The sequence below is a fragment of the Aurantimonas endophytica genome (genome assembly GCF_014196845.1).
In the GTDB taxonomy this organism is placed as follows: domain Bacteria; phylum Pseudomonadota; class Alphaproteobacteria; order Rhizobiales; family Rhizobiaceae; genus Aurantimonas; species Aurantimonas endophytica.
The window spans coordinates 1,189,494-1,208,048 of the sequence record NZ_JACIEM010000001.1 but is presented as its reverse complement, the minus strand read 5'-3'; the positions used below and the strand labels follow the sequence as shown (position 1 = coordinate 1,208,048).

Genomic DNA, 18,555 nt, shown 5'->3' with positions numbered 1-18,555 from the left:
GTCAGCGGCATGGGGCACCACGGCCGGACCTATCGTCCGAGAAACAGCGAAAGCGGCGGAGATTCGGTCACGGAGCGCGTGACGCCGCCGAATATCCATTCGCGTAAGCGGGAGTGGCCGTAGGCGCCCATCATGATCATGTCCGCGTCGATATCCGTGGCGTGCTGGCGCAGCACGTCCGCCACCGCATTGCCGCCGCTGGGCAGCCGGTCCACCGTGACCTTGGCGCCGTGGCGGGCCAGGTAGGCGGCGATGTCTGCTCCTGGCTCAGGGCCGTCTCCCCATTCGCTGGCGCGCGGGTCGACCATCGTGACATGCACCATCTCGGCGGCGGCGAGAATCTCGATTCCCTCCCGCACGGCCCGCGCCGCCTCCGGGTGGGACGACCAGGCCACGAGGACGCGCCGTGGCTGCAGCGTCGCGTTGCCATTCTGCGGCGCCATGAGAAGTGGTCGCTGGGCTTCGAAGAGGGCGCCTTTCAGCGTCGCGGCCTTCAGGCGCTCGCCCGATTGCGCGAGTTCGGGGCCGACGAAGACGAGATCGGAATAGAGGGCGTGGCGTCCGACCTCCGAGGCGACGGCGGCCTGTTCGGCGAGGCGGCAGTCGAGGTCGGCGGAAATATCGCTTTTCGCAAGAACCGCTCTGACGGCGTCCGCGCCCTTGGCGAGCGCCTTCGCCGCCTCCTGCCGCTCCAGCACCCAGGATTCCGCGACCGCGGCATATTCCGCCACAGGCGGCGAAGGCTCGATGCCGATGAGAAGGACCGAAAGGTGCGAGCCGTTCTGTTCGCACAAGCGAAGCGCGGCCTCGAGGTCGCGGTCCGGGCTGTCCGAACCGATGACGCAAAGCATCGTCCTGAAACGCATCTTCCATCTCCCGCGCATCGCATGGACCATCTGGCCCGTCTGTCATCAACTAGGAAGATCCTCGAGCGAGGGCATTGCGTCAGATCAAAGCTGCGCGCCAGTTCGAGATGCGCCCCTTGGAGCGGTAGAGGACCGCGGGCGAACACGCGGCGGCGATGCCGACACAAGCCCTGTTGGTTGATCTGGCTCAATGTGTCCGCCTCGTCCGTAGCTGACGTTGTTCCCTTCTCTTCTCCAACCGCGGATCCAGCTCCATGAGCCACACAACGATCAGCACCTTCACCCAGAGCGCTCAGCAGGCCCAGCATTGGGTCAACGAACTCTCGGAGGACCTCGGCTGGACGAGTGAAAGGAACACCTATCGGCTTCTGCGCGCCGTTCTGCATGCTTTGCGGGACTGGCTTACCCTCGAGGAAGTGGCGGATCTTTCCGCGCAGCTGCCTATGCTGATCCGCGGCATGCTGTTCGAGAACTGGCGGCCTTCCCTCATCTGGCAGGTCACCGATCGATCGAAGGACGACTTCACGATGCGCGTCGAGAAGGAATTCGGCAACGAGGCATTGGGGGATCCGGACAAGGCCGTCGCCGCCGTCTTTCGCCTGATCGACAAGCACATCTCGCCAGGGGAGGCGCGCCAGGTGCGCGGCGAATTGCGCAAGTCGCTGCAAGGCTTGTGGCCTTCCCATTGAGGCACTGCCAACAGTCGCGCTGCCCGGAGATGCTGCCGTCGACCGTCGCCGGTCAGCCTCGGCGGGCCATCTGAGGATTCAGCCGATGACCCTCTTCGCCGCGATCCCGCCGGCGCTCAGTCGCGTGTTTCAGCGTCTCGATTCCGCCCCGGTAGCCTCTGGGCCCACCATAAACCTGTGTGCACCGGCAGCGATCACCGATCGTTACCCGAGGCGGTCGCTCGTGCGCCGCTCATAGAGAATGACGTCGCGCTCCGCCGGGCGCCACGTTGACGGTGGGCTATCGCCGGCCAGCGGCATGCCGCGACTGATGAACGGTCCGGCAGGAAATCGGCGGGCAACCCCTGTAAACATGAGCCATCTTGATGTTCGGCGATGTCGGGCGGAGGGCGTCACCGGCTTCACGCTGCCGCAGCGCCGGAGTGGTGGCATCGAATCACCTGCCGCCCGCAATCGGGTCTATGTTGCCTGGGGGACGATTATCGCACCGAGGGGAGGGTTCCGGGATGGCTGACAGCAGGGGAGCGCAGTCGTCCGGTGCAAGGGCGAGGGACCTCGGGCTTGCGATGCCGGGCGAGCCCGGGCCGCTCAATGCGATCACCGACGTGAGGGGCGTTTCGGTGGGGATGACGACAATCCTCGGCGAGGAACCGTGCGTGCGCACCGGGGTGACCGCCATCCTGCCGCGCCTCCCGGCGGACCTGCTCCATCCGGTCTGGGCCGGTTTCATGGCGATGAACGGCAACGGCGAAATGACCGGCACGCACTGGATCAGGGAGGCCGGCTGGTTCACCGGGCCGATCTGCCTCACCAACACCCTGTCGCTCGGCATCGCCCACCACGCGACGGCGCGGTACATGGTGTCGGCGTTTCCGAGCCGGATCCGCAGGGGGCTCTGGGTCCTCCCGGTCGTCGCCGAGACCTATGACGGCTATCTCAACGACATCGAGGGTTTCCACGTCGGCGAGGACCATGTGCGCCAGGCGATCGAGCAGGCGTCCACGGGCGCCGTCGCAGAGGGTTCGGTCGGCGGCGGCACGGGGATGATCGCCTACGAGTTCAAGGCGGGCACCGGCACGGCGTCGCGCCGCGTCGACGTCGACGGCGAGGCGTTCACGGTGGGAGCGCTGGTCCAGGCCAATCACGGCTTGCGCCCCTGGCTGACGGTCTGCGGCCATCCCGTCGGCCTCGAGATGCCGGAGCATCGCCTGTTTGCGGCCGAGCGGGGCTCGATAATCGTCGTGCTGGCGACCGACGCGCCGCTGCTCTCCATCCAGCTCGAGCGACTGGCACGCAGGGCGGCCATCGGCATCGGGCGCGGCGGGACGCCGTCGGGAAACAATTCCGGCGACCTCTTCCTCGCCTTCTCGACCGCCAACGATCCCGGCTGCCTGCCGGAGCCGGCGCGCTTCCGCCTGGACGCACTGGCCCACGACGGCCTCGATCCGCTGTTCATGGCGGCGGTCGAGGCGGTCGAGGAGGCGGTTCTCAACGCCCTGGTCGCCGCCGGCCCGATGATTGGAAAGGACGCCCGGTTCGTTGCCGCTCTTGATCATGACCAGCTGCGGCATGCGTTACGTCGGTAGCATGGCGGTTGATCCGGCCGGGGACTTCTCGCAGGGTGCGCCGACGAGCGATGCGGAAGATCCCGATGCGGCCGAACCCATGCGATTGAAGAAGAGCGCGCGCCAGAGTCGCATCCTGGCGGAGCTGGAGGAGGGCCCCAGCCTGCGGGTCGCCGATCTCGCCGCGCTGCTTTCCGTCTCGACCGAGACGATCCGGCGCGACCTCGACGAGCTGACGGCGATCGGCCGGCTTAGCCGGACCTATGGTGGTGCCGTCCGACGGCTGAGCTCGGAGCCGAACGTCACCGAGCGTCATCATCTCTTCGTCCCCGAACGCGAGCGCATCGCGCGTGCTGCCTCCCGCCTGGTGAAGTCCGGCCAGGTACTGATGATCGGCTCCGGGGCGACGACCGTCCATACCGCCCGCCGCATCGCCGCCGACCATCGCGATCTCGTCGTCTTCACCCATTCATTCGGCGTCGCCACGGTGATGGCCGGTAATCCGACGATCACGATACAGATGGCGCCGGGCACCTATCTCGGGGCGGAAGGCGCCACGGTGGGCGTCCACACGCAGTCGTTCCTCGCCGATTTCTCCGCCGACGTCGCGATCCTGGGGGCCAGCGGCCTGACGACGGAGGGCGCCAACGACGCGCTGATCGAGGCAGCGGCCATCTATGCCGCGATGATCGCGCGCGCCGCCGCCACGATCGTCGTCGCCGACCATTCCAAGTTCGAGCGGATCTTTCCGGCCCGTTTCGGCGCATGGAAGGACATCGGCCACCTCGTTACCGACCGTCCGGCCGACGGCACGTTGAAGGCCGCCCTGCTTCGTGCCGGCACCGAAGTCGTTGTCGCTCCCTGACCCACCGCAAGCCTGCGCGCCGCCGCCCACTGTCGATCCACACGCCCCGCACGACTGAAATGTTGGACATCCAACAATTCAGCCTGCTATTCTGATGCCACCTGCATTGGCGCTCGGGCGGCGATGGCGCTTCTGCGTCCCCTGTGCGAGCCTTGCGAGACGGTCGGTGAGATGACGACGCTGTACGACGAGGAATTCCTGACCGCGATCGAAGGCGGGCTGCGCGGCGAACTTCCCCACTGGGGATTGCCGGCAGCCTCGAAGCTGCGCCTGCTGACGATTTCGGAGAACGCCACCTTCACCGCCGAGAACCCCGCTGACGGGTCGGTGACCGTGCTCCGCGTCCAGCGCCCGGGCTACCACACCACGCCCGAGATCCTCGCCGAACTCGCCTGGATCGAGGCGCTGCGCGCCGACGGGGTGGTGGAGACGCCGCGGCCGATCCCGCGCCGGGATGGTACGTTGCTCGGTGCCTTCCAGTCCGGCGGGCAGACGCGCCATGTCGTCGCCTTCACCTTCATGGCCGGCCGGGAGCCCGATGCCGCCGGCGATCTCGTGCCCTGGTTCCGCCGGCTCGGCGTCGTCAATGCCAGCCTGCATGCCCACAGTCGCAACTGGATCCGGCCGGATGGTTTCACCCGCAAGACCTGGGATTTCGAGACGACCGTCGGCGCGTCGCCGCATTGGGGGGACTGGCGCGACGGGCTGGGATTGACCGCGGATGGGCGGCTTCTTCTGTCGCGGACCGTCGATGATCTCGAGGCCCGTCTCGCCGCCTATGGCAAGGGGCCGGAGCGTTTCGGGCTCGTCCATGCGGATCTGAGGCTCGCCAATCTCCTCGCCGAGGGCGAGCGGCTCGGCGTCATCGATTTCGACGACTGTGGCCTGTCCTGGTTCATGTACGATTTCGCCGCCGCGGTGAGCTTCCTCGAGGACGCGCCGGACCTGTCGCGCTGGCAGACTGCGTGGATCGAGGGCTACCGGACAGCGGCGCCGGTCACGGCCGAGGACGAAGCCATGCTGCCGGTCTTCGTCATGCTGCGCCGGATCCTCCTGACCGCCTGGATCGCCTCCCATTCCGAGACGCCGACGGCGATGAGCTGCGGGACCGCCTATACGCAGGGCACGCTCGATCTGGCGCGCGCCTATCTCGCACGCCGCGGCTGAAGGCATTCAAGATGACTCTGGAAATTCTCGCGATGAACCGCTTCGATCCGGCGCGGGCCGCCGCGGTCGACGCCGAGACCAAAGCCCTGCTCGACCGCCGGGCACGGACCTTCGGGCCAGCTTCGGTGCTGTTCTACGAACGGCCGGTCCACATGGTCTCCGCCGAAGGCGTGTTCATGCAGGCCGCCGACGGGACACGCTATCTCGACGTTTACAACAACGTTCCGTCCGTCGGCCACTGCCACCCCAAGGTGGTGGAGGCGATGGCGCGGCAGGCCGCAGTCCTCAACATCCACACCCGCTATCTCTACGACAACGTCCACACCTATGCCGAGCGACTGCTGGCAAAGCTTCCCGAGAGCCTTGCCCATCTCATGCTCACCTGTACGGGCACGGAGAGCAACGACCTCGCTCTGCGGCTGGCGACCAACTGGACGGGCGGCGAGGGTTTCGTCGTCACCGAGACGGCCTATCACGGCAACTCCGCCGCGGTGACGGCGATCTCTCCGTCGTCGATGCCGGGCAGGACGCTGCCGGCTCATGTTCGCGCCATCCCCGCGCCGGACGCCTATCGCCGACCGACCAATGATCTCAGCGCAGATTTTGCCGCCGACCTCGACCGCGCGATCCACGAGCTGAAAACGAGCGGCGCCGGCTTTGCCGGTTTCGTCGCGGACTCGATCTTCTCGAGCGACGGCATCTACGCCGATCCTCCCGGCTTCATGCAGGATGCGATCGAGGTCGTGCATCGCCACGGCGGCCTCTTCATCGCCGATGAAGTGCAGCCGGGCTTCGGCCGCACGGGGGACGGCTTCTGGGGCTTCGAGCGGCATGGCGTCGTTCCCGACATCGTTACCATGGGCAAGCCGATGGGCAACGGCTACCCGATGGGCGGCGTCGCGGTGCGGGCCGATGTCCTGCAATCCTTCTGCGACGCGGTCGGCTATTTCAACACGTTCGGCGGCAGCCCGGTTGCCGCCGCTGCCGGGCTCGCCGTCCTTGACGCGATCGAGGACGAGGGGCTCATGGAGAACGCGAAGGAGGTCGGGACCTATCTCATGGGCCGGCTGCGCGATCTCGCCCGGCTGCGGCCGTCGATCGGCGACGTGCGCGGGGCGGGCCTTTTCGTCGGCCTCGAATTCGTGTCCGAGCCCGAGGCGAGAACGCCGGATGCAGCCCTGGCGCGCCGGGCCATCAACGGCCTGCGCGATCGCGGCATCCTGATTGGCGCTGCCGGTCCGTTCGGCAATACGCTTAAGATCCGCCCGCCGCTGCCGTTCTCTCGCGAGAATGCCGACTTCTTCGTCGATGCGCTGGACGATTTCCTGGCGAGCGAGCCGGCCTGATCCGGCTCGGCGTCGGCCCCTCCTGTCTCAGGCGTCCATGGCCTCCAGCGCCCCGAGCGATTCCGGCAGGATCTGCCCCCCGTCGACGACGAGCATCTGGCCCGTGATGTAGGCAGCCTCGTCGGAGGCGAGGAACAGCGCGGCATTCGCAATGTCGGCGACCGAGCCCAATCGCTTCATCGGGATCGAAGCGGCCATCTTGGCGATATAGTCGGCGCCGAGTTCGTCGAGGCCTTCGGTACGGATGTTGCCGGGGCCGACCGCGTTCACGGTGATGCCGAAGGGCGCAAGTTCGATCGCGGCCGTCCGCATGAAGCCTAGCTGGCCGGCCTTGCTGGCCCCGTAATGGGACCAGCCGGGATAGCCGGTGATCGGCCCGGTGATCGACGAGGTGAGGACGATCCGTCCCTTGCGCGCCGCCTTCATCGCCGGCAGGCAGGCCTTCACAGACAGGAAGGTGCCGCGCAGATTAACGCCGATGACATGGTCGAAGTCGGCGGCGGTCATCTCGTCGAGCTTGGCGGCGGGGAAGATGCCGGCATTGGCGCAGAGGATGTCGATGCGGCCGGTCCGTTCGAGGCAGGCGGTCGCCATCGCCTCCGCAGCGCCTGCGTCGGAGACATCGGCGGCGAAGCCGAAGGCCTTCGGACCGATACCGGCTGCGGCGGTTTCGGCCTCCGACAGGTTGCGGGAGACGACCATGACGTCCAGCCCCGCCTCGCCGAAACGTCTGGCCAGGCCGAGACCGATCCCCTTGCTGCCCCCCGTCACGATGACCGTGCGGCCTTCCAGCGATGCCAGCATGCAGTGGTTCCCTCCTGCTCAGGGTGATGAGACCGCGACAAGATCCGGCCCGAAAACGTGGCAAGGATGCATGACCAAAAAAATGTTGTAAACCCAACATTCTTGTTGTTAGCTGCCGCAACATGAGCGGCTCCGATGCCGCGTGTCGCCTCCGTCACGACGTCGAGGCAACGCGCAGCGGCGCCGGCCAGGGTTCGGATCACCACGCGAGAGGGAGTTCCCCATATGGCCACGATGTCGAGACGAGACGTATTGCAGCTCATGGGCACCGGCGCGATGGCGTTCGGCCTTCCCGCCGCGATGACACGGACCGCGCACGCGGCGCGCGAAACCGAACTGAACATCCTCTGCTGGGAAGGCTACAACTCGGCGCAGGTCCTCGACCCGTTCCGCACGTCGCAGGGCGCGACCGTCCGGGCCGAAAGCCTGACCAACGACCCGACGATGATCAATCGCCTGCGGGCGGGGGAGACGTCGGTCTGGGATCTCATCAACGTCAACAATCCCTGGGCCCGCAAGGTGATGTATCCGGAGGGGCTGATCAAGCCGCTGCCCCGGGACGAGTTCGAGCCCCTCTTCGACGCGATGCTGCCGCAGTTCAAGGCCCCGTATCGCTGGGCGATGAGCGAGGACGGCGCCGAACTTCTCGGCATCGTCCAGCGCTTCGGGCCCTACAGCTTCGTCGTCAACACCGACAAGATCTCCAAGGCGACGGCCGAGGAGCAGGGCTGGGAGATCTTCAATGATCCGGCCCTCGCAGGGCGCTACGGCATCCAGGAATCGGACGACTGGAACGTCTTCAACCTCTTCCTGATCGCCGGCATCGATCCCTTCAAGGTCCATGACGAAGCGGAGATGCAGAAATTCGCCGAGACCGCCCAGCGCGTGTTCGGCGGTGCCAAGATGGTCGGCGACATCGCCACGATGAACCAGGCCCTCGTGTCCGGCGAGATCGACCTGCAGATGACCGGCGGCACCTATTCGGTCTCCCCGGCGCGCGCCGACGGCTATCTCGAGCTGGAGGCGATCAGCCCGCTGTCGGGCCCGATGGACGGCAAGGGCGGCATCTCGTGGATCGAGGTCACCTCGACGGTGAACAACCCGAACCTTTCCCCGCTCGCGACGGAATTCCTGAAATACGTCCAGACGCCCGAGATGGCCCACACGGTCGCCTTTGCGGAAGGCACGTTCAATCCGGTGAGCCAGATGGGCAATCCGAAGTGCTTCGAGCTGTTCACCCCGGACCAGCTCGCCGCCATCCAGTACGACACGCTGGAGGAGGACATGAGCCGCTCCGTCGAATACGACATCGTCCCGGATTACGCCGCGGCCCTCGACATCATGACCGCCGCCAAGCGGTCGAAATAGACACGTCCGCTCTGGCCGGCTCCCGGAGCCGGACGGGGCGGACCCTCCGTCCGGACCCATGGTCCGGTCCGAACAACGGGATCGCTCCCTGGATGTCGCGATGAACATGGTTCCTGTCGACATGAAGCCCGCCGCCGGGACACCGGCTGAGACCGCCGAGGCGGGGAGCGGTTCCTCGGGCTTGCCGGTGCTGCAGCTGGTCGGCGTGCGCAAGATGTTCAAGGATTTCGCCGCCGTCGAGCGGATCGACCTCGACATCCGCGAAGGCGAGTTCCTGACCATCGTCGGACCCTCCGGTTCGGGCAAGACGACACTGCTGCGCATGCTGGCCGGGATGGAAAGCCCGAGCGAGGGCAACATCACGCTGCGCGGCCACAAGATCAACGACACGCCGCCGAACAAGCGGCCGACCTGCCTCGTCTTCCAGTCTCTGGCGCTCTTCCCGCACATGACTGTCGGGCGCAACATCGAATTCGCCCTCAAGGTCCGCGGCATGGCGCCGGCCGAGCGCCGGCGGCGGGCGCTGGAGCTCATGAAGATGGTCCGCCTGCCAGAGGGACATTACGGCCGGAACGTGATGCAGTGTTCGGGCGGCGAGAAGCAGCGCGTCGCGCTCGCCCGAGCCTTTGCCTACGACCCGGATATCCTCTTCTTCGACGAGCCGCTCTCGGCGCTGGACTACAAGCTGAAGAAGGCGCTCGAGAAGGAGCTGAAGGACCTTCACAAGGAAAGTGGCAAGACCTTCGTCTACATCACCCACAGCCTGGAGGAGGCGCTGGTGATGTCGGACCGCATCGGCGTCATGCGCGCCGGCCGCCTCGTTCAGGTCGGAACGCCGGAGGAAATCTACACGCGCCCCGCCAACCGTTTCGTCTCGGAGTTCGTCGGCGAGGTCAACGTGCTGACGGCGCGGCGATCGGCGACGGGTGGCGGCTGGACGGCGCCGGAATGCACGGCGCCGCTGAAGCTCGCCCTGCCGGAGCGTTTGGCCGATGCCACCGAGGTCGCGGTCGTCGTGCGGCCGGAGTTCCTGCGCTTCGTGCAAGGGCCGGGGGAGGCCGACAACTGCCTCTCGGGCGTTCTCTACAACGAGTATTCGCTGGGCTCCCGGGTGCAGTACCAGATCCGCGTCGGTAGCAGCGTCATGCTGGCGGAAGTTTCGCGCGGCCTCGGACGAACCGCCGTTGTCGACCAGCCAGTCTTGGTGGGCTGGGACGCCCGGGACGCCATCGTGGTCGAGGTCTGAGTTGAGCGGGATCGGGCTGGGAGCCGCATCGGGCGCAGGACGGACAGAGCGGACAGCGCAGGCAAGCGCGGCAGCGGGGCCCTCCATTTCAACCGTCCCGACGCCCCGCGCCGAACTCTCCCTCGCGGGCTGGCTGCCTCTATCCGCCGGCCTGCGGGCCTCTGTACCGCTGCTGCTGGTGCTGCTCTTCGGCTTCGTCGCGCCGCTGCTGACGGTCCTTGCCTATTCCTTCGCGACGCCGCGCAGCTACGACGTCTTCAGCTCCTTTACCCTCGACAATTACGCCGCGATCGTCGCGCCGGGCAACACTGTCTGGACCTCGTTCGCATGGTCGATCCTGCTTGCGGTGCTGACCGTTGTGGTTCTGGCGATCGTCGCCTATCCGATCGCGGTCGGCCTCGTGCGCGTCTTCGGCCGCTGGTCCGGCTTCATCAGCATCCTCTTCGTCTTCCCGCTCTTCGTCTCCGAGAACGTCCGGCTCTATGGCTGGGTGCTGTTCTTCATTCGCAACGGCGTTCTCGACGGCGGGCTGAAGGCCCTCGGCTTCTCCGGCGGGCCCGAGGTTCTCTACACGCCCGGCGTCATCCTCTTCGGCATGGCCTATGTCTACCTGCCGTTCATGCTGTTTCCGCTGGTGCTGGGCCTGTCGATGGTGCCCCGCGACCTCGTCGACGCGGCGCGCGATCTCGGCGCCGGCCGATGGATGATCTGGCGCGAGATCGAGCTGCCGCTGGCGATGCCCGGCATCCTGATCGGCATGCTGCTGAGCTTCGTGCTCGGCGCCGGCGCGCTGGCCGAATCGAAGATCCTCGGCGGACAGGCGATCATCACCGTGACCCACGACATCGAGACCGCCTTCACCTATGCCCAGAACTGGCCGCTCGGCTCGGCCCTCGCGGTGCTGCTGATGGTCGTCGTGAGCGGACTGTCGCTCGTCGTGATGGCCCGGCTCGACCTCGATCGCATCCTCGGGCGAAAGTGAGACCGGTGAGCCAGCGTTCCGAACGCCGTATCGATGCCTTCATCTGGACCTGGACCGGGCTCGTCCTCGTCGTGGTCTACCTGCCGATCCTGTGCGGTGCGCTCGCGGGCCTGTCGAAGGGCCGCTACTTCATGTTCCCGGTCCGGGCCTTCTCGCTGGAATGGTGGTCGCGGACCGTCGCGTCGATCGAGATCGCGACGCTGGTCAAGACCTCGCTCGCGATCGCCGCCATCGTGACGGTCGTCTCGGTCGTCGTCGCCTTCTTCGGCGCACTGGCTTTTGCCCGCTACGACTGGAAAGGCCGGCGGCTCTATCAGAAGCTCGTCCTCCTGCCGATCTTCTTCCCGCAGCCCGTCCTCGGCCTGGCGCTGCTCCTGTGGTTCAACGCCCTCGGCATCCAGCCGAGCTGGCACACGGCGGCGGTGGCCCACCTCATCTGGATCATCCCGGTCGTCACGCTGGTGATCGCGATCAAGGTCTACAGCTTCGACAAGAGCGTCGAGGAGGCGGCGGCCGATCTCGGCGCCAGCCGGCTGTTCATCCTGCGCGAAGTCACGCTGCCGATCCTGTGGCCCGGCATCTGGTCCGGGGCGATCTTCGCCTTCCTGCTGTCGTGGGGCAACTTCCCGCTGTCGCTCTACACGGCGGGAGCCGATTCCACGGTGCCGAAATGGCTCTACGCGAAGATGGTCGCCGGCTACACGCCGATGGTCCCGGCGCTTGGAACCATGAGCACACTGACCGCCGCCGCCTTGCTCCTCCTCGCCGGCGTCGTGCTGAGGGCAATCCGGCGCAGGGCAGAGGCCTGAGCGACCGGTCGCCGGGCGTCACCGGGAAACGCGCCGACCATCGCGTCGATAGCATGGACGTTAGTGGTCGCCGGGGCACCGGCGGCCGTTGATCGCGCGTCGGAACCGGGCGTCGATCGAACGCTCGCGCATGCCGGCGCTGCATTCAGCCCGGCGGCAGGTTTGGTACTGGACGGCCGATGCGGTCCGATCGGGCACCTTGCAGGAAGCGGACACGCTCCGTTCATGCGGCGGGAGAGATTCGCTCTCTGCAGTCGGGCCGAGGCCGTCATGAGACGGGGCAGCCACGTACGCCGGTCGGTGGCTGGCTCCAGGCGGCCTGGCAGGCGCGATGCGGGGAATCGAAATGGCGTGGCCTGAAGCCACGCCATTTCCGGATGTCGGGTGGGCGAAATCAACCCGGACGACGGTGTCTAGACCCGAACCTCAGTTCTTGACGGTGTCTTCCAGGAAGAAGCGGCCGAGCGGGTTCTGGTAGAAATTCTCGATGTTCTTGCGAGAGACGTTGATGAAGGGGCTGTAGTAGAGGTCGATCCAGTTCACGTCCTCCTTGGCCTGCTTCTGCAGCTCGACATACATCTCTTCGCGCTTGCCGACGTCCATCTCGATCCGGGCATCGGCGACCATCTGCGCGACCTCGGGGGCGTCGTAGCGGGTCATGTAGTTCATGTTCGTATCGTTCCCGAGCACGAAGGTGGTCTTCTGGTCGGGATCAAGGATGTCGTTGGTCCAGTAGCCCACGGCGAGGTCGAACTGGCCGTCGACGAGCATGTCCCATTGCTGGCTGGCGTCGACCTTCTGGATGTTGACCTCGACGCCGGCTTCGGAGAGCTGGCGCTGCAGCAGGACGGCAATCTGCTCGTCCACCTCGTCGCCGGCCTTCACCAGATAGTCGAGCGACAGGTCGCTGACGCCGGCCTCCTCCAGAAGCGCCTTGGCCTTCTCGGGATCGTGCGGCCGGAGCAGATTGTCGGGATAGTAGTACAGCGCCCCCTTCGGGACGTAGGAATTGGCGACCTCGCCGATCCCGAATGTGACGGCGTCGATGACCTCCTGCTTGTTGATCGCGAAATCGAGCGCCTGGCGCACCTCCTTGTTTCCAAGCGGTTCGTTTGCGTGGTTGATCAGGAGAGCGTCCTCGCGGGTCGAGGGCTCAAGATGGACGGTCAGCTCCGGATCCTGCTGGAGCTGCTCGACGCGCGAGAACGGCACGAAGATCGCGGCGTCGATCTGCCCCGCCTGGACGTTCAGCATGCGGGTATTGTCATCCGGGATCGAAATCCACTCGACGCCGTCCAGCCGGACCCGGTCGGCCTGCCAGAAATTCGGGTTCTTCTCCAGGATCACGCGGTCGCCGCGGATCCAGTCGGCGACGGTGAAGGCGCCGGAGGCGACCGGATCGGCCGCATAGGCCTCTTCGCCCATCTCCTCCATGCCGGCCTTGGAAATGATCGAGGCACCGGGCATCGCCAGCGTCGACAGGAAAGGCGCCGAGGGCGACGACAGGGTGATGACGACCGTCCGGTCGTCCGGACCGTCCATCGACTCGATGATCTTGTAGCCATCGCTCCAAAGCGACAATTCATCGTCGCGCAGCCGCGTCAGCGAATAGATGACGTCCTCGGCCGTGATCGGCGAACCGTCCGAGAATTTCGCGTCGCGAAGGCTCATCGTGTAGGTGAGGCCGTCGTCGGATATGGTCCAGTTTTCCGCCAGGCCCGGTTCGAGCTTGGTGCCGGTCTTGTCGACCCGGACCAGAACGTCGAAGACGTTCATGAACACCCAGAAATCGATGTTCTGCGCCGTGGCGATCGGGTCGAAGGTGGTCGAATCCTCGCGCCGGCCGATGCTGAGGATGCCGGCGGCTTCGGCAATGCTGGTGCCGAGCGTCAGCGCGGCCAGCGCCGTGGCGGTGGCAAGCTGCAATGTCGTCTTTCTGCTCATGGATGCTCTCCTGTCGCGTTTGGAAGGCGGGTAGCGGGTGGGGGCAGATGGCTCGGGTCGAGGATGCAGGCCCAGCCGTGGTTGTCACGGCGCCGCAGCGTCGGCGGCGGGTCGGTCCGGCACTGCGGTTCGGCATAGGGGCAGCGCGGATGGAAGGGGCAGCCGGCCGGCAGGTCGAGCGGGCTCGGCGGCTCGCCCTGCATCGGCGCGGCGGGCAGCGGGATGTCCGGGTCGATCTCCGGGATCGAGGCGATCAGCGCGGCGGTATAGGGGTGGCGCGGCGCGGCGAAGACCGCCTCCGTCGGACCTTCCTCGACGATCCTGCCGAGATACATCACGGCCACCCGGTCGCAGAGCCGGCGCACGATCGACAGATCGTGGGCGATGAAGACCAGGGTGAGGTCCATCCGTTCCTTAAGGTCGATGAACAGGTTGATGATCTGGCCCTGGATCGAGACGTCGAGCGCGGCGACGCATTCGTCGGCGACGATCAGCTTCGGCTCGACCGCCAGCGCCCGTGCGATGCCGACGCGCTGGCACTGGCCACCGCTCAACGCCTGCGGCCGGCGCGAGGCCAGCGCCGGATCGAGTCCGACGAGGCCCAGGAGCTCGGCGACGCGCTGGCCGATGCGCTTCGTCGGCACCTTCTTGTGGACCCGCAGCACTTCCGCGATGGCCTCGCCGACGCGAAGCCGCGGGTTGAGGGCGTTCATCGGATCCTGGAACACCATCGCCGTCTCGTGTCGTAGCCTGACGAGGTCCTGACGCCTGCCCGACGTGACGTCGATGCCGTCGAACGTCACATGGCCGCTCGTCACCTCCTCAAGGCCGAGGAGGGCCCGGCCAAGGGTCGACTTGCCCGACCCGGATTCACCGACGATGCCGATCGTCTCGCCGGGACGCACCGTCAACGAGACCCCGTTCAGCGCCTTCACCGTGCGGCGGGACAGGCCGAGCGGGCCGCCGCCCGAGACGGGGAAGTGCAGCACGACATCATCGGTCTCGACGAGTGGCGCCGCCCGCATCAGGCACTCTCCCTGACACGAGGCAGGCTGCTGCCGACCGGATTGTAGCAGGCCGCGACATGGGCTGACGCGAAGGCTTCCAGCGGCGGCTGGATCCGCGAACAGATCGCGGTCTCGTTCGCGCAACGCGGGTGGAAGCGGCAGCCGGCCGGCATTTGGTCGACGGTCGGCGGCTGGCCGGCGATCGTCTGCAGCCGGCCCCGGCCGGTGCCGAGCGCCGGCTGGCAGCCCAGCAGCCCGGCCGTGTACGGGTGCCGCGGAAGGGCAAGGATCTCGCGCTTCGGCCCCAGCTCGCAGACGCGGCCGCCATAGAGCACGCAGATCGTGTCGCATAGCTGCGCGACGACGCCGAGATCATGCGTGATGAAGATGATCGAGAGACCGCTGCGGTCGCGCAGGTCTTTCAGGAGCCGCAGGATTTGCGCCTGGACGGTAACGTCGAGTGCCGTGGTCGGCTCGTCGGCGATCAGCACGTCCGGGTCGGAGGCGAGCGCCAGGGCGATCATCGCCCGCTGGCGCATGCCGCCTGAGAATTCGTGGGGATAGGCATGTGCGCGCTCGGAAGGATCGGGAATGCCGACCTGGCTCAGGAGCGCCACGGCTTTCGCATGAGCGTTTCGCCGGCTGCCGCCCTCATGAAACCGGACCGTCTCGGCAATCTGGTCGCCGATCCTCATCACCGGGTCGAGGTGACTTGCGGGGTTCTGGAAGATCATCGCGATCCGCTTGCCGCGAATGGCGGCGAATGCCTGATCGGAGAGGTCCGTGAGTTCCTGCCCGTCGAACCGGACACTGCCGCCGCAGATCGACAGGTCGCGGCTCGGCAGGAGTCGCAGAAGCGCCCGGCAGGCCATGGTCTTGCCCGAGCCGCTTTCGCCGACGAGACCGAGGATCTCGCCTTGCCGCAACTCGAAAGAGACGCCGTCGACGATGCGATGGCGCCCCGTCTCCGTCGCGGCCTCGACGTTCAGCCCCTGCACCGTGAAGAGGGGCGCGTTCATCGGTGCACCCCGAGCTTCTCGCCGAGGCCGTCGGCGAGCAGGCTGAACCCGAAGGCGAGAAGCACGATGGCAAGGCCCGGGAACGTGGCGATCCACCAGGCGGTCGAGATGAAAGCCTGGCCTTCGGCGACCATGATGCCCCACTCGGCCGTCGGCGGCTGGACGCCGAGGCCGAGATAGCTGATGGCGGCGCCGTTCAGGAGGACGAGGACCGCGTCCGACATGGCGAAGACGATCGAGCCGATCATCGCGTTCGGCAGGAGATGCCGGAACATGATCCGCCCGTGGGAAAAGCCGAGGCTCCTCGCGGCAAGGGCGAAGTCGCTCTGCCGCAGCACCAGGATCTGGGCGCGGACCAGTCGCGCGTAGGAGACCCAGCCGACCAGCGCCATGGCGATGTAGAAGCTGGCGAGGCCCGGCCCGAGGATGGCGATGATCGCCAGCATCAGGACGAGAAACGGAAAGGCGAGGATGATGTCGACGAGGCGCATGAACAGCGTGTCGGTCACGCCGCCGAAATAGCCCGCGAGGGTTCCCGCGATCGTGCCGATGATGAATGGGAACACCACGCCGATGACGGCGATCTGCAGGTCGATCCGCGTGCCCCAGATGACGCGTGACAGGATATCGCGACCGAAATTGTCGGTGCCGAACGGGTGCGCCAGGCTGGGCCCCGCCAGCCGGGCGGAGATGTCCTGGTAGATCGGGTCATAAGGTGCGATCACCGGCGCCCCGACGGCGAGCACCACGAAGAAGGCGAGCAGCCCTCCGCCGACGAGCAGCGGCTGGGGAACGCGGCGGGTTAAACGCCGGCGGCCTGTAGCCTGCATCGGGGGAGGGAGCGCGATCTCGCTCACAGCCGCACGCGCGGATCGAGCGTGACGGTCAGGACGTCGGCGAGGAAATTGACGAGAACGGAGGCGAGGGCGAACACCATGGCCACGCCCTGGACCACCATGTAGTCGCGGGTGAAGATTGCCCGGATGAGCAGCTGCCCCATGCCGGGAATGGCGAAGACGCTTTCCACGACGACCGTCCCGCCGATCAGCCAGCCGATATTGACGGCCAGAAGGTTCAGCGTCGGGATCAGCGAGTTCGGCAGGACATGGCGCCGGAAGACAAGGCTTTCCGGCAGGCCGCGCGCCCGCGCAGCGGTGGAAGCATCCGACTGCATCTCCGCGATGAGGCTGGCGCGCAGGCTGCGCGTCAGCACAGCCGACAGCGACAGCGCGATGGTCAGGCAGGGCAGCACCATGTGGTGCAGCTTGTCGAGCGGCGTGGTGCCGTAGCCGGAGACGGGGAAGAGGTCGAGTTGCACGCTGAACACGATGATCAGCATGAGGCCCAGCCAGAAGGCAGGCATGCCGAGCCCTGCAGTGGACAAGAGCCGCACGCCCTGGTCGACGATCCCGCCGCGATTGCGGGCCGCGAACGTCGCCAGCGGGATGGCGAAGGCCAGAGAGAGAAGGACGCTGCCGGAGACGAGAACGAGGGTCGGCTCGAGGCGACCGAGGATCAGGCCGAGGACGTCGACCTTGTAGAGGATCGAGCGGCCCATCTCGCCGTCGGCGAGATTTTTCAGGAAGTAGAAATACTGGATCCAGAGCGGGTCATCGAGCCCGTACTGGTCGCGGATACGGGCGAGAGCCGACGGCGTGGCGCGGGTGCCGAGCAGGATCCGCGCCGGGTCGCCCGGAATCGAGCGAACCAGGACGAAGGTGATGATGCTGATGCCCAAGAGCACCGGCAGGAGCTGGAGGGGCCTGTACAGAACGAAGCGATAGCGGTGCATCGCCGTCAGCCTTCCGCGTCTGTGGAATGCATGGCCGCCACTGCTGCGCTCATCCGCCGCCGCGACGCTTCAGGAAATCGACGAGGACCGGATAGAAGGCTTCCGGCTCCTCGAAGAAGGGCATGTGGCTGGAATTGGGGAAGACCTTGAGCTCGGCATCGGGCAGAGCGTGCTTCATCTTTGCGGCACAGGCCGGTGTCAGCTCGTCATGCTGGCCGACGGTGATCAGCACCGGGACGGTGATCCGGTGCATGTCGGGAATGCGGTTCCAGTCCTTCAGATTGCCGGTGTAGAGAAACTCGTTCGGCCCCTGGATCGTCTCGTAGGGCCCCATGTTCCAGTCGCCGAGCGAACGCTGCACCGGCGCGGGCCACTCGGACAGCCGGCACACATGGCGATAGTTCAGGACGGTGATCGCGGCCTGGTATTCCGGATGGTCGAGCGTGCCTTCGGCCTCGTGCCGCTGCATCATCGCCACGGTCTCTGCGCCGAGCGCCTCACGCAACCGTTCCAGTTCGCGCACCAGATGCGGAATGTCGGCTGCCGTGTTCTCGAGCGTCAGCGTGCGCAGCGCGTCGGGATAGGTGAGGGCGTATTCGATCGACAGCCAGCCGCCCCAGGACTGGCCGACGAGATGGACCTTGCCCAGGCCGAGGGCCTGGCGCACGGTCTCCACCTCCTCGACATAGCGGGTTATGGTCCATAGCGCCGGGTCTGTCGGCCGGTCCGACGCGCCGGTGCCCAACTGGTCGAAGGCCACCACGCGGTAGCCGTGGTCGATCAGGCAGGAGTGGGAATCGCGCAGATAGTCGCAGGGCAGGCCCGGGCCGCCATTCAGGCAGAACACCACGTCGTCGCCGGAACCGTAGCTGTAGGTGACGACCTTGTAGCCCTCGACCTCGACTTCCTGCCGTTCGTCCGGCTCGATCTCGCGCCACATGCTGCCATCTCCCCTGCAATCGCTGTCATTCAACAGCGAACCCAGGGATCGTAACGGCTGCGCCGCGGCAGCCGCCAGCTATCAGAAATGATAGGTCGCTCACGCAATTCTTGCGCCGCACCGCTTAGAATGTAAACATGACGCAG

General features: G+C 66.6%; 15 protein-coding genes and 1 pseudogene. 9 read left to right on the top strand and 7 right to left on the bottom strand.

Annotated elements, in window-relative coordinates; all coding sequences use genetic code 11:
- Window positions 1-29 precede the first annotated feature (29 nt).
- Window positions 30-866 carry a universal stress protein gene (locus GGR03_RS05885; RefSeq protein ID WP_183206617.1) on the bottom strand — a complete coding sequence of 279 codons (837 nt, stop codon included), beginning with the start codon at window positions 864-866 and terminating at the stop codon, window positions 30-32.
- 254 nt (window positions 867-1,120) lie between these two features.
- On the opposite strand from GGR03_RS05885, the gene GGR03_RS05880 reads away from it, so the two are divergent.
- The 5 genes from GGR03_RS05880 to GGR03_RS05860 all read left to right on the top strand — a co-directional run bounded on the left by GGR03_RS05880 (window position 1,121) and on the right by GGR03_RS05860 (window position 6,498).
- A complete protein-coding gene (locus tag GGR03_RS05880; protein WP_183206616.1) occupies window positions 1,121-1,555 on the top strand; it encodes a DUF2267 domain-containing protein in 435 nt (144 codons plus the stop codon).
- 506 nt (window positions 1,556-2,061) lie between these two features.
- The gene (locus GGR03_RS05875; protein ID WP_183206615.1) at window positions 2,062-3,141 is read left to right on the top strand and encodes a DmpA family aminopeptidase; all 1,080 of its coding nucleotides are present in this window, start codon (window positions 2,062-2,064) and stop codon (window positions 3,139-3,141) included.
- Between the two features lies 1 nt (window position 3,142).
- Window positions 3,143-3,985 (top strand): DeoR/GlpR family DNA-binding transcription regulator, encoded by an 843-nt coding sequence (locus tag GGR03_RS05870; RefSeq protein ID WP_246367601.1) that lies wholly within the window; start codon window positions 3,143-3,145, stop codon window positions 3,983-3,985.
- Between the two features lie 171 nt (window positions 3,986-4,156).
- The gene (locus GGR03_RS05865) at window positions 4,157-5,152 is read left to right on the top strand and encodes a phosphotransferase enzyme family protein (protein WP_183206614.1); all 996 of its coding nucleotides are present in this window, start codon (window positions 4,157-4,159) and stop codon (window positions 5,150-5,152) included.
- Between the two features lie 11 nt (window positions 5,153-5,163).
- On the top strand, window positions 5,164-6,498 hold the full coding sequence (locus GGR03_RS05860; RefSeq protein ID WP_183206613.1) for an aspartate aminotransferase family protein: 1,335 nt from the start codon (window positions 5,164-5,166) through the stop codon (window positions 6,496-6,498).
- 27 nt (window positions 6,499-6,525) lie between these two features.
- On the opposite strand, the gene fabG is transcribed toward GGR03_RS05860, so the two are convergent.
- On the bottom strand, window positions 6,526-7,302 hold the full coding sequence (gene fabG / locus GGR03_RS05855; RefSeq protein WP_183206612.1) for a 3-oxoacyl-ACP reductase FabG: 777 nt from the start codon (window positions 7,300-7,302) through the stop codon (window positions 6,526-6,528).
- Window positions 7,303-7,527: 225 nt separating this feature from the next.
- Here fabG and GGR03_RS05850 point away from each other — a divergent pair, with 225 nt between their 5' ends.
- From GGR03_RS05850 to GGR03_RS05835, 4 genes are all read left to right on the top strand, one after another.
- Window positions 7,528-8,670: an ABC transporter substrate-binding protein gene (locus GGR03_RS05850; protein WP_183206611.1), complete on the top strand. Its 1,143-nt coding sequence runs from the start codon at window positions 7,528-7,530 to the stop codon at window positions 8,668-8,670.
- 100 nt (window positions 8,671-8,770) lie between these two features.
- Window positions 8,771-9,916 carry an ABC transporter ATP-binding protein gene (locus GGR03_RS05845; protein WP_246367599.1) on the top strand — a complete coding sequence of 382 codons (1,146 nt, stop codon included), beginning with the start codon at window positions 8,771-8,773 and terminating at the stop codon, window positions 9,914-9,916.
- Between the two features lies 1 nt (window position 9,917).
- Window positions 9,918-10,898, top strand: coding sequence for an ABC transporter permease (locus GGR03_RS05840; protein WP_246367598.1), 981 nt, complete (start codon window positions 9,918-9,920; stop codon window positions 10,896-10,898).
- A 5-nt stretch (window positions 10,899-10,903) separates the two neighbouring features.
- On the top strand, window positions 10,904-11,707 hold the full coding sequence (locus tag GGR03_RS05835) for an ABC transporter permease subunit (protein WP_183206610.1): 804 nt from the start codon (window positions 10,904-10,906) through the stop codon (window positions 11,705-11,707).
- A 426-nt stretch (window positions 11,708-12,133) separates the two neighbouring features.
- Here the strand turns inward: GGR03_RS05835 and GGR03_RS05830 are convergent, their stop codons facing one another.
- The 5 genes and pseudogenes from GGR03_RS05830 to GGR03_RS05805 all read right to left on the bottom strand — a co-directional run bounded on the left by GGR03_RS05830 (window position 12,134) and on the right by GGR03_RS05805 (window position 18,409).
- Window positions 12,134-13,651: an ABC transporter substrate-binding protein gene (locus tag GGR03_RS05830; RefSeq protein ID WP_183206609.1), complete on the bottom strand. Its 1,518-nt coding sequence runs from the start codon at window positions 13,649-13,651 to the stop codon at window positions 12,134-12,136.
- Window positions 13,648-15,677: pseudogene (locus GGR03_RS24865) on the bottom strand (ABC transporter ATP-binding protein). The gene GGR03_RS05830 and the pseudogene GGR03_RS24865 overlap by 4 nt, the downstream one beginning before the upstream one ends.
- Window positions 15,674-16,507 (bottom strand): ABC transporter permease, encoded by an 834-nt coding sequence (locus GGR03_RS05815; protein ID WP_183207049.1) that lies wholly within the window; start codon window positions 16,505-16,507, stop codon window positions 15,674-15,676. Before GGR03_RS05815 ends, GGR03_RS24865 begins: the two are co-directional and overlap by 4 nt.
- 23 nt (window positions 16,508-16,530) lie before the next feature.
- A complete protein-coding gene (locus GGR03_RS05810; protein ID WP_183206606.1) occupies window positions 16,531-17,469 on the bottom strand; it encodes an ABC transporter permease in 939 nt (312 codons plus the stop codon).
- 49 nt (window positions 17,470-17,518) lie between these two features.
- The gene (locus tag GGR03_RS05805; protein WP_183206605.1) at window positions 17,519-18,409 is read right to left on the bottom strand and encodes a proline iminopeptidase-family hydrolase; all 891 of its coding nucleotides are present in this window, start codon (window positions 18,407-18,409) and stop codon (window positions 17,519-17,521) included.
- Between the last annotated feature and the right edge of the window lie 146 nt (window positions 18,410-18,555).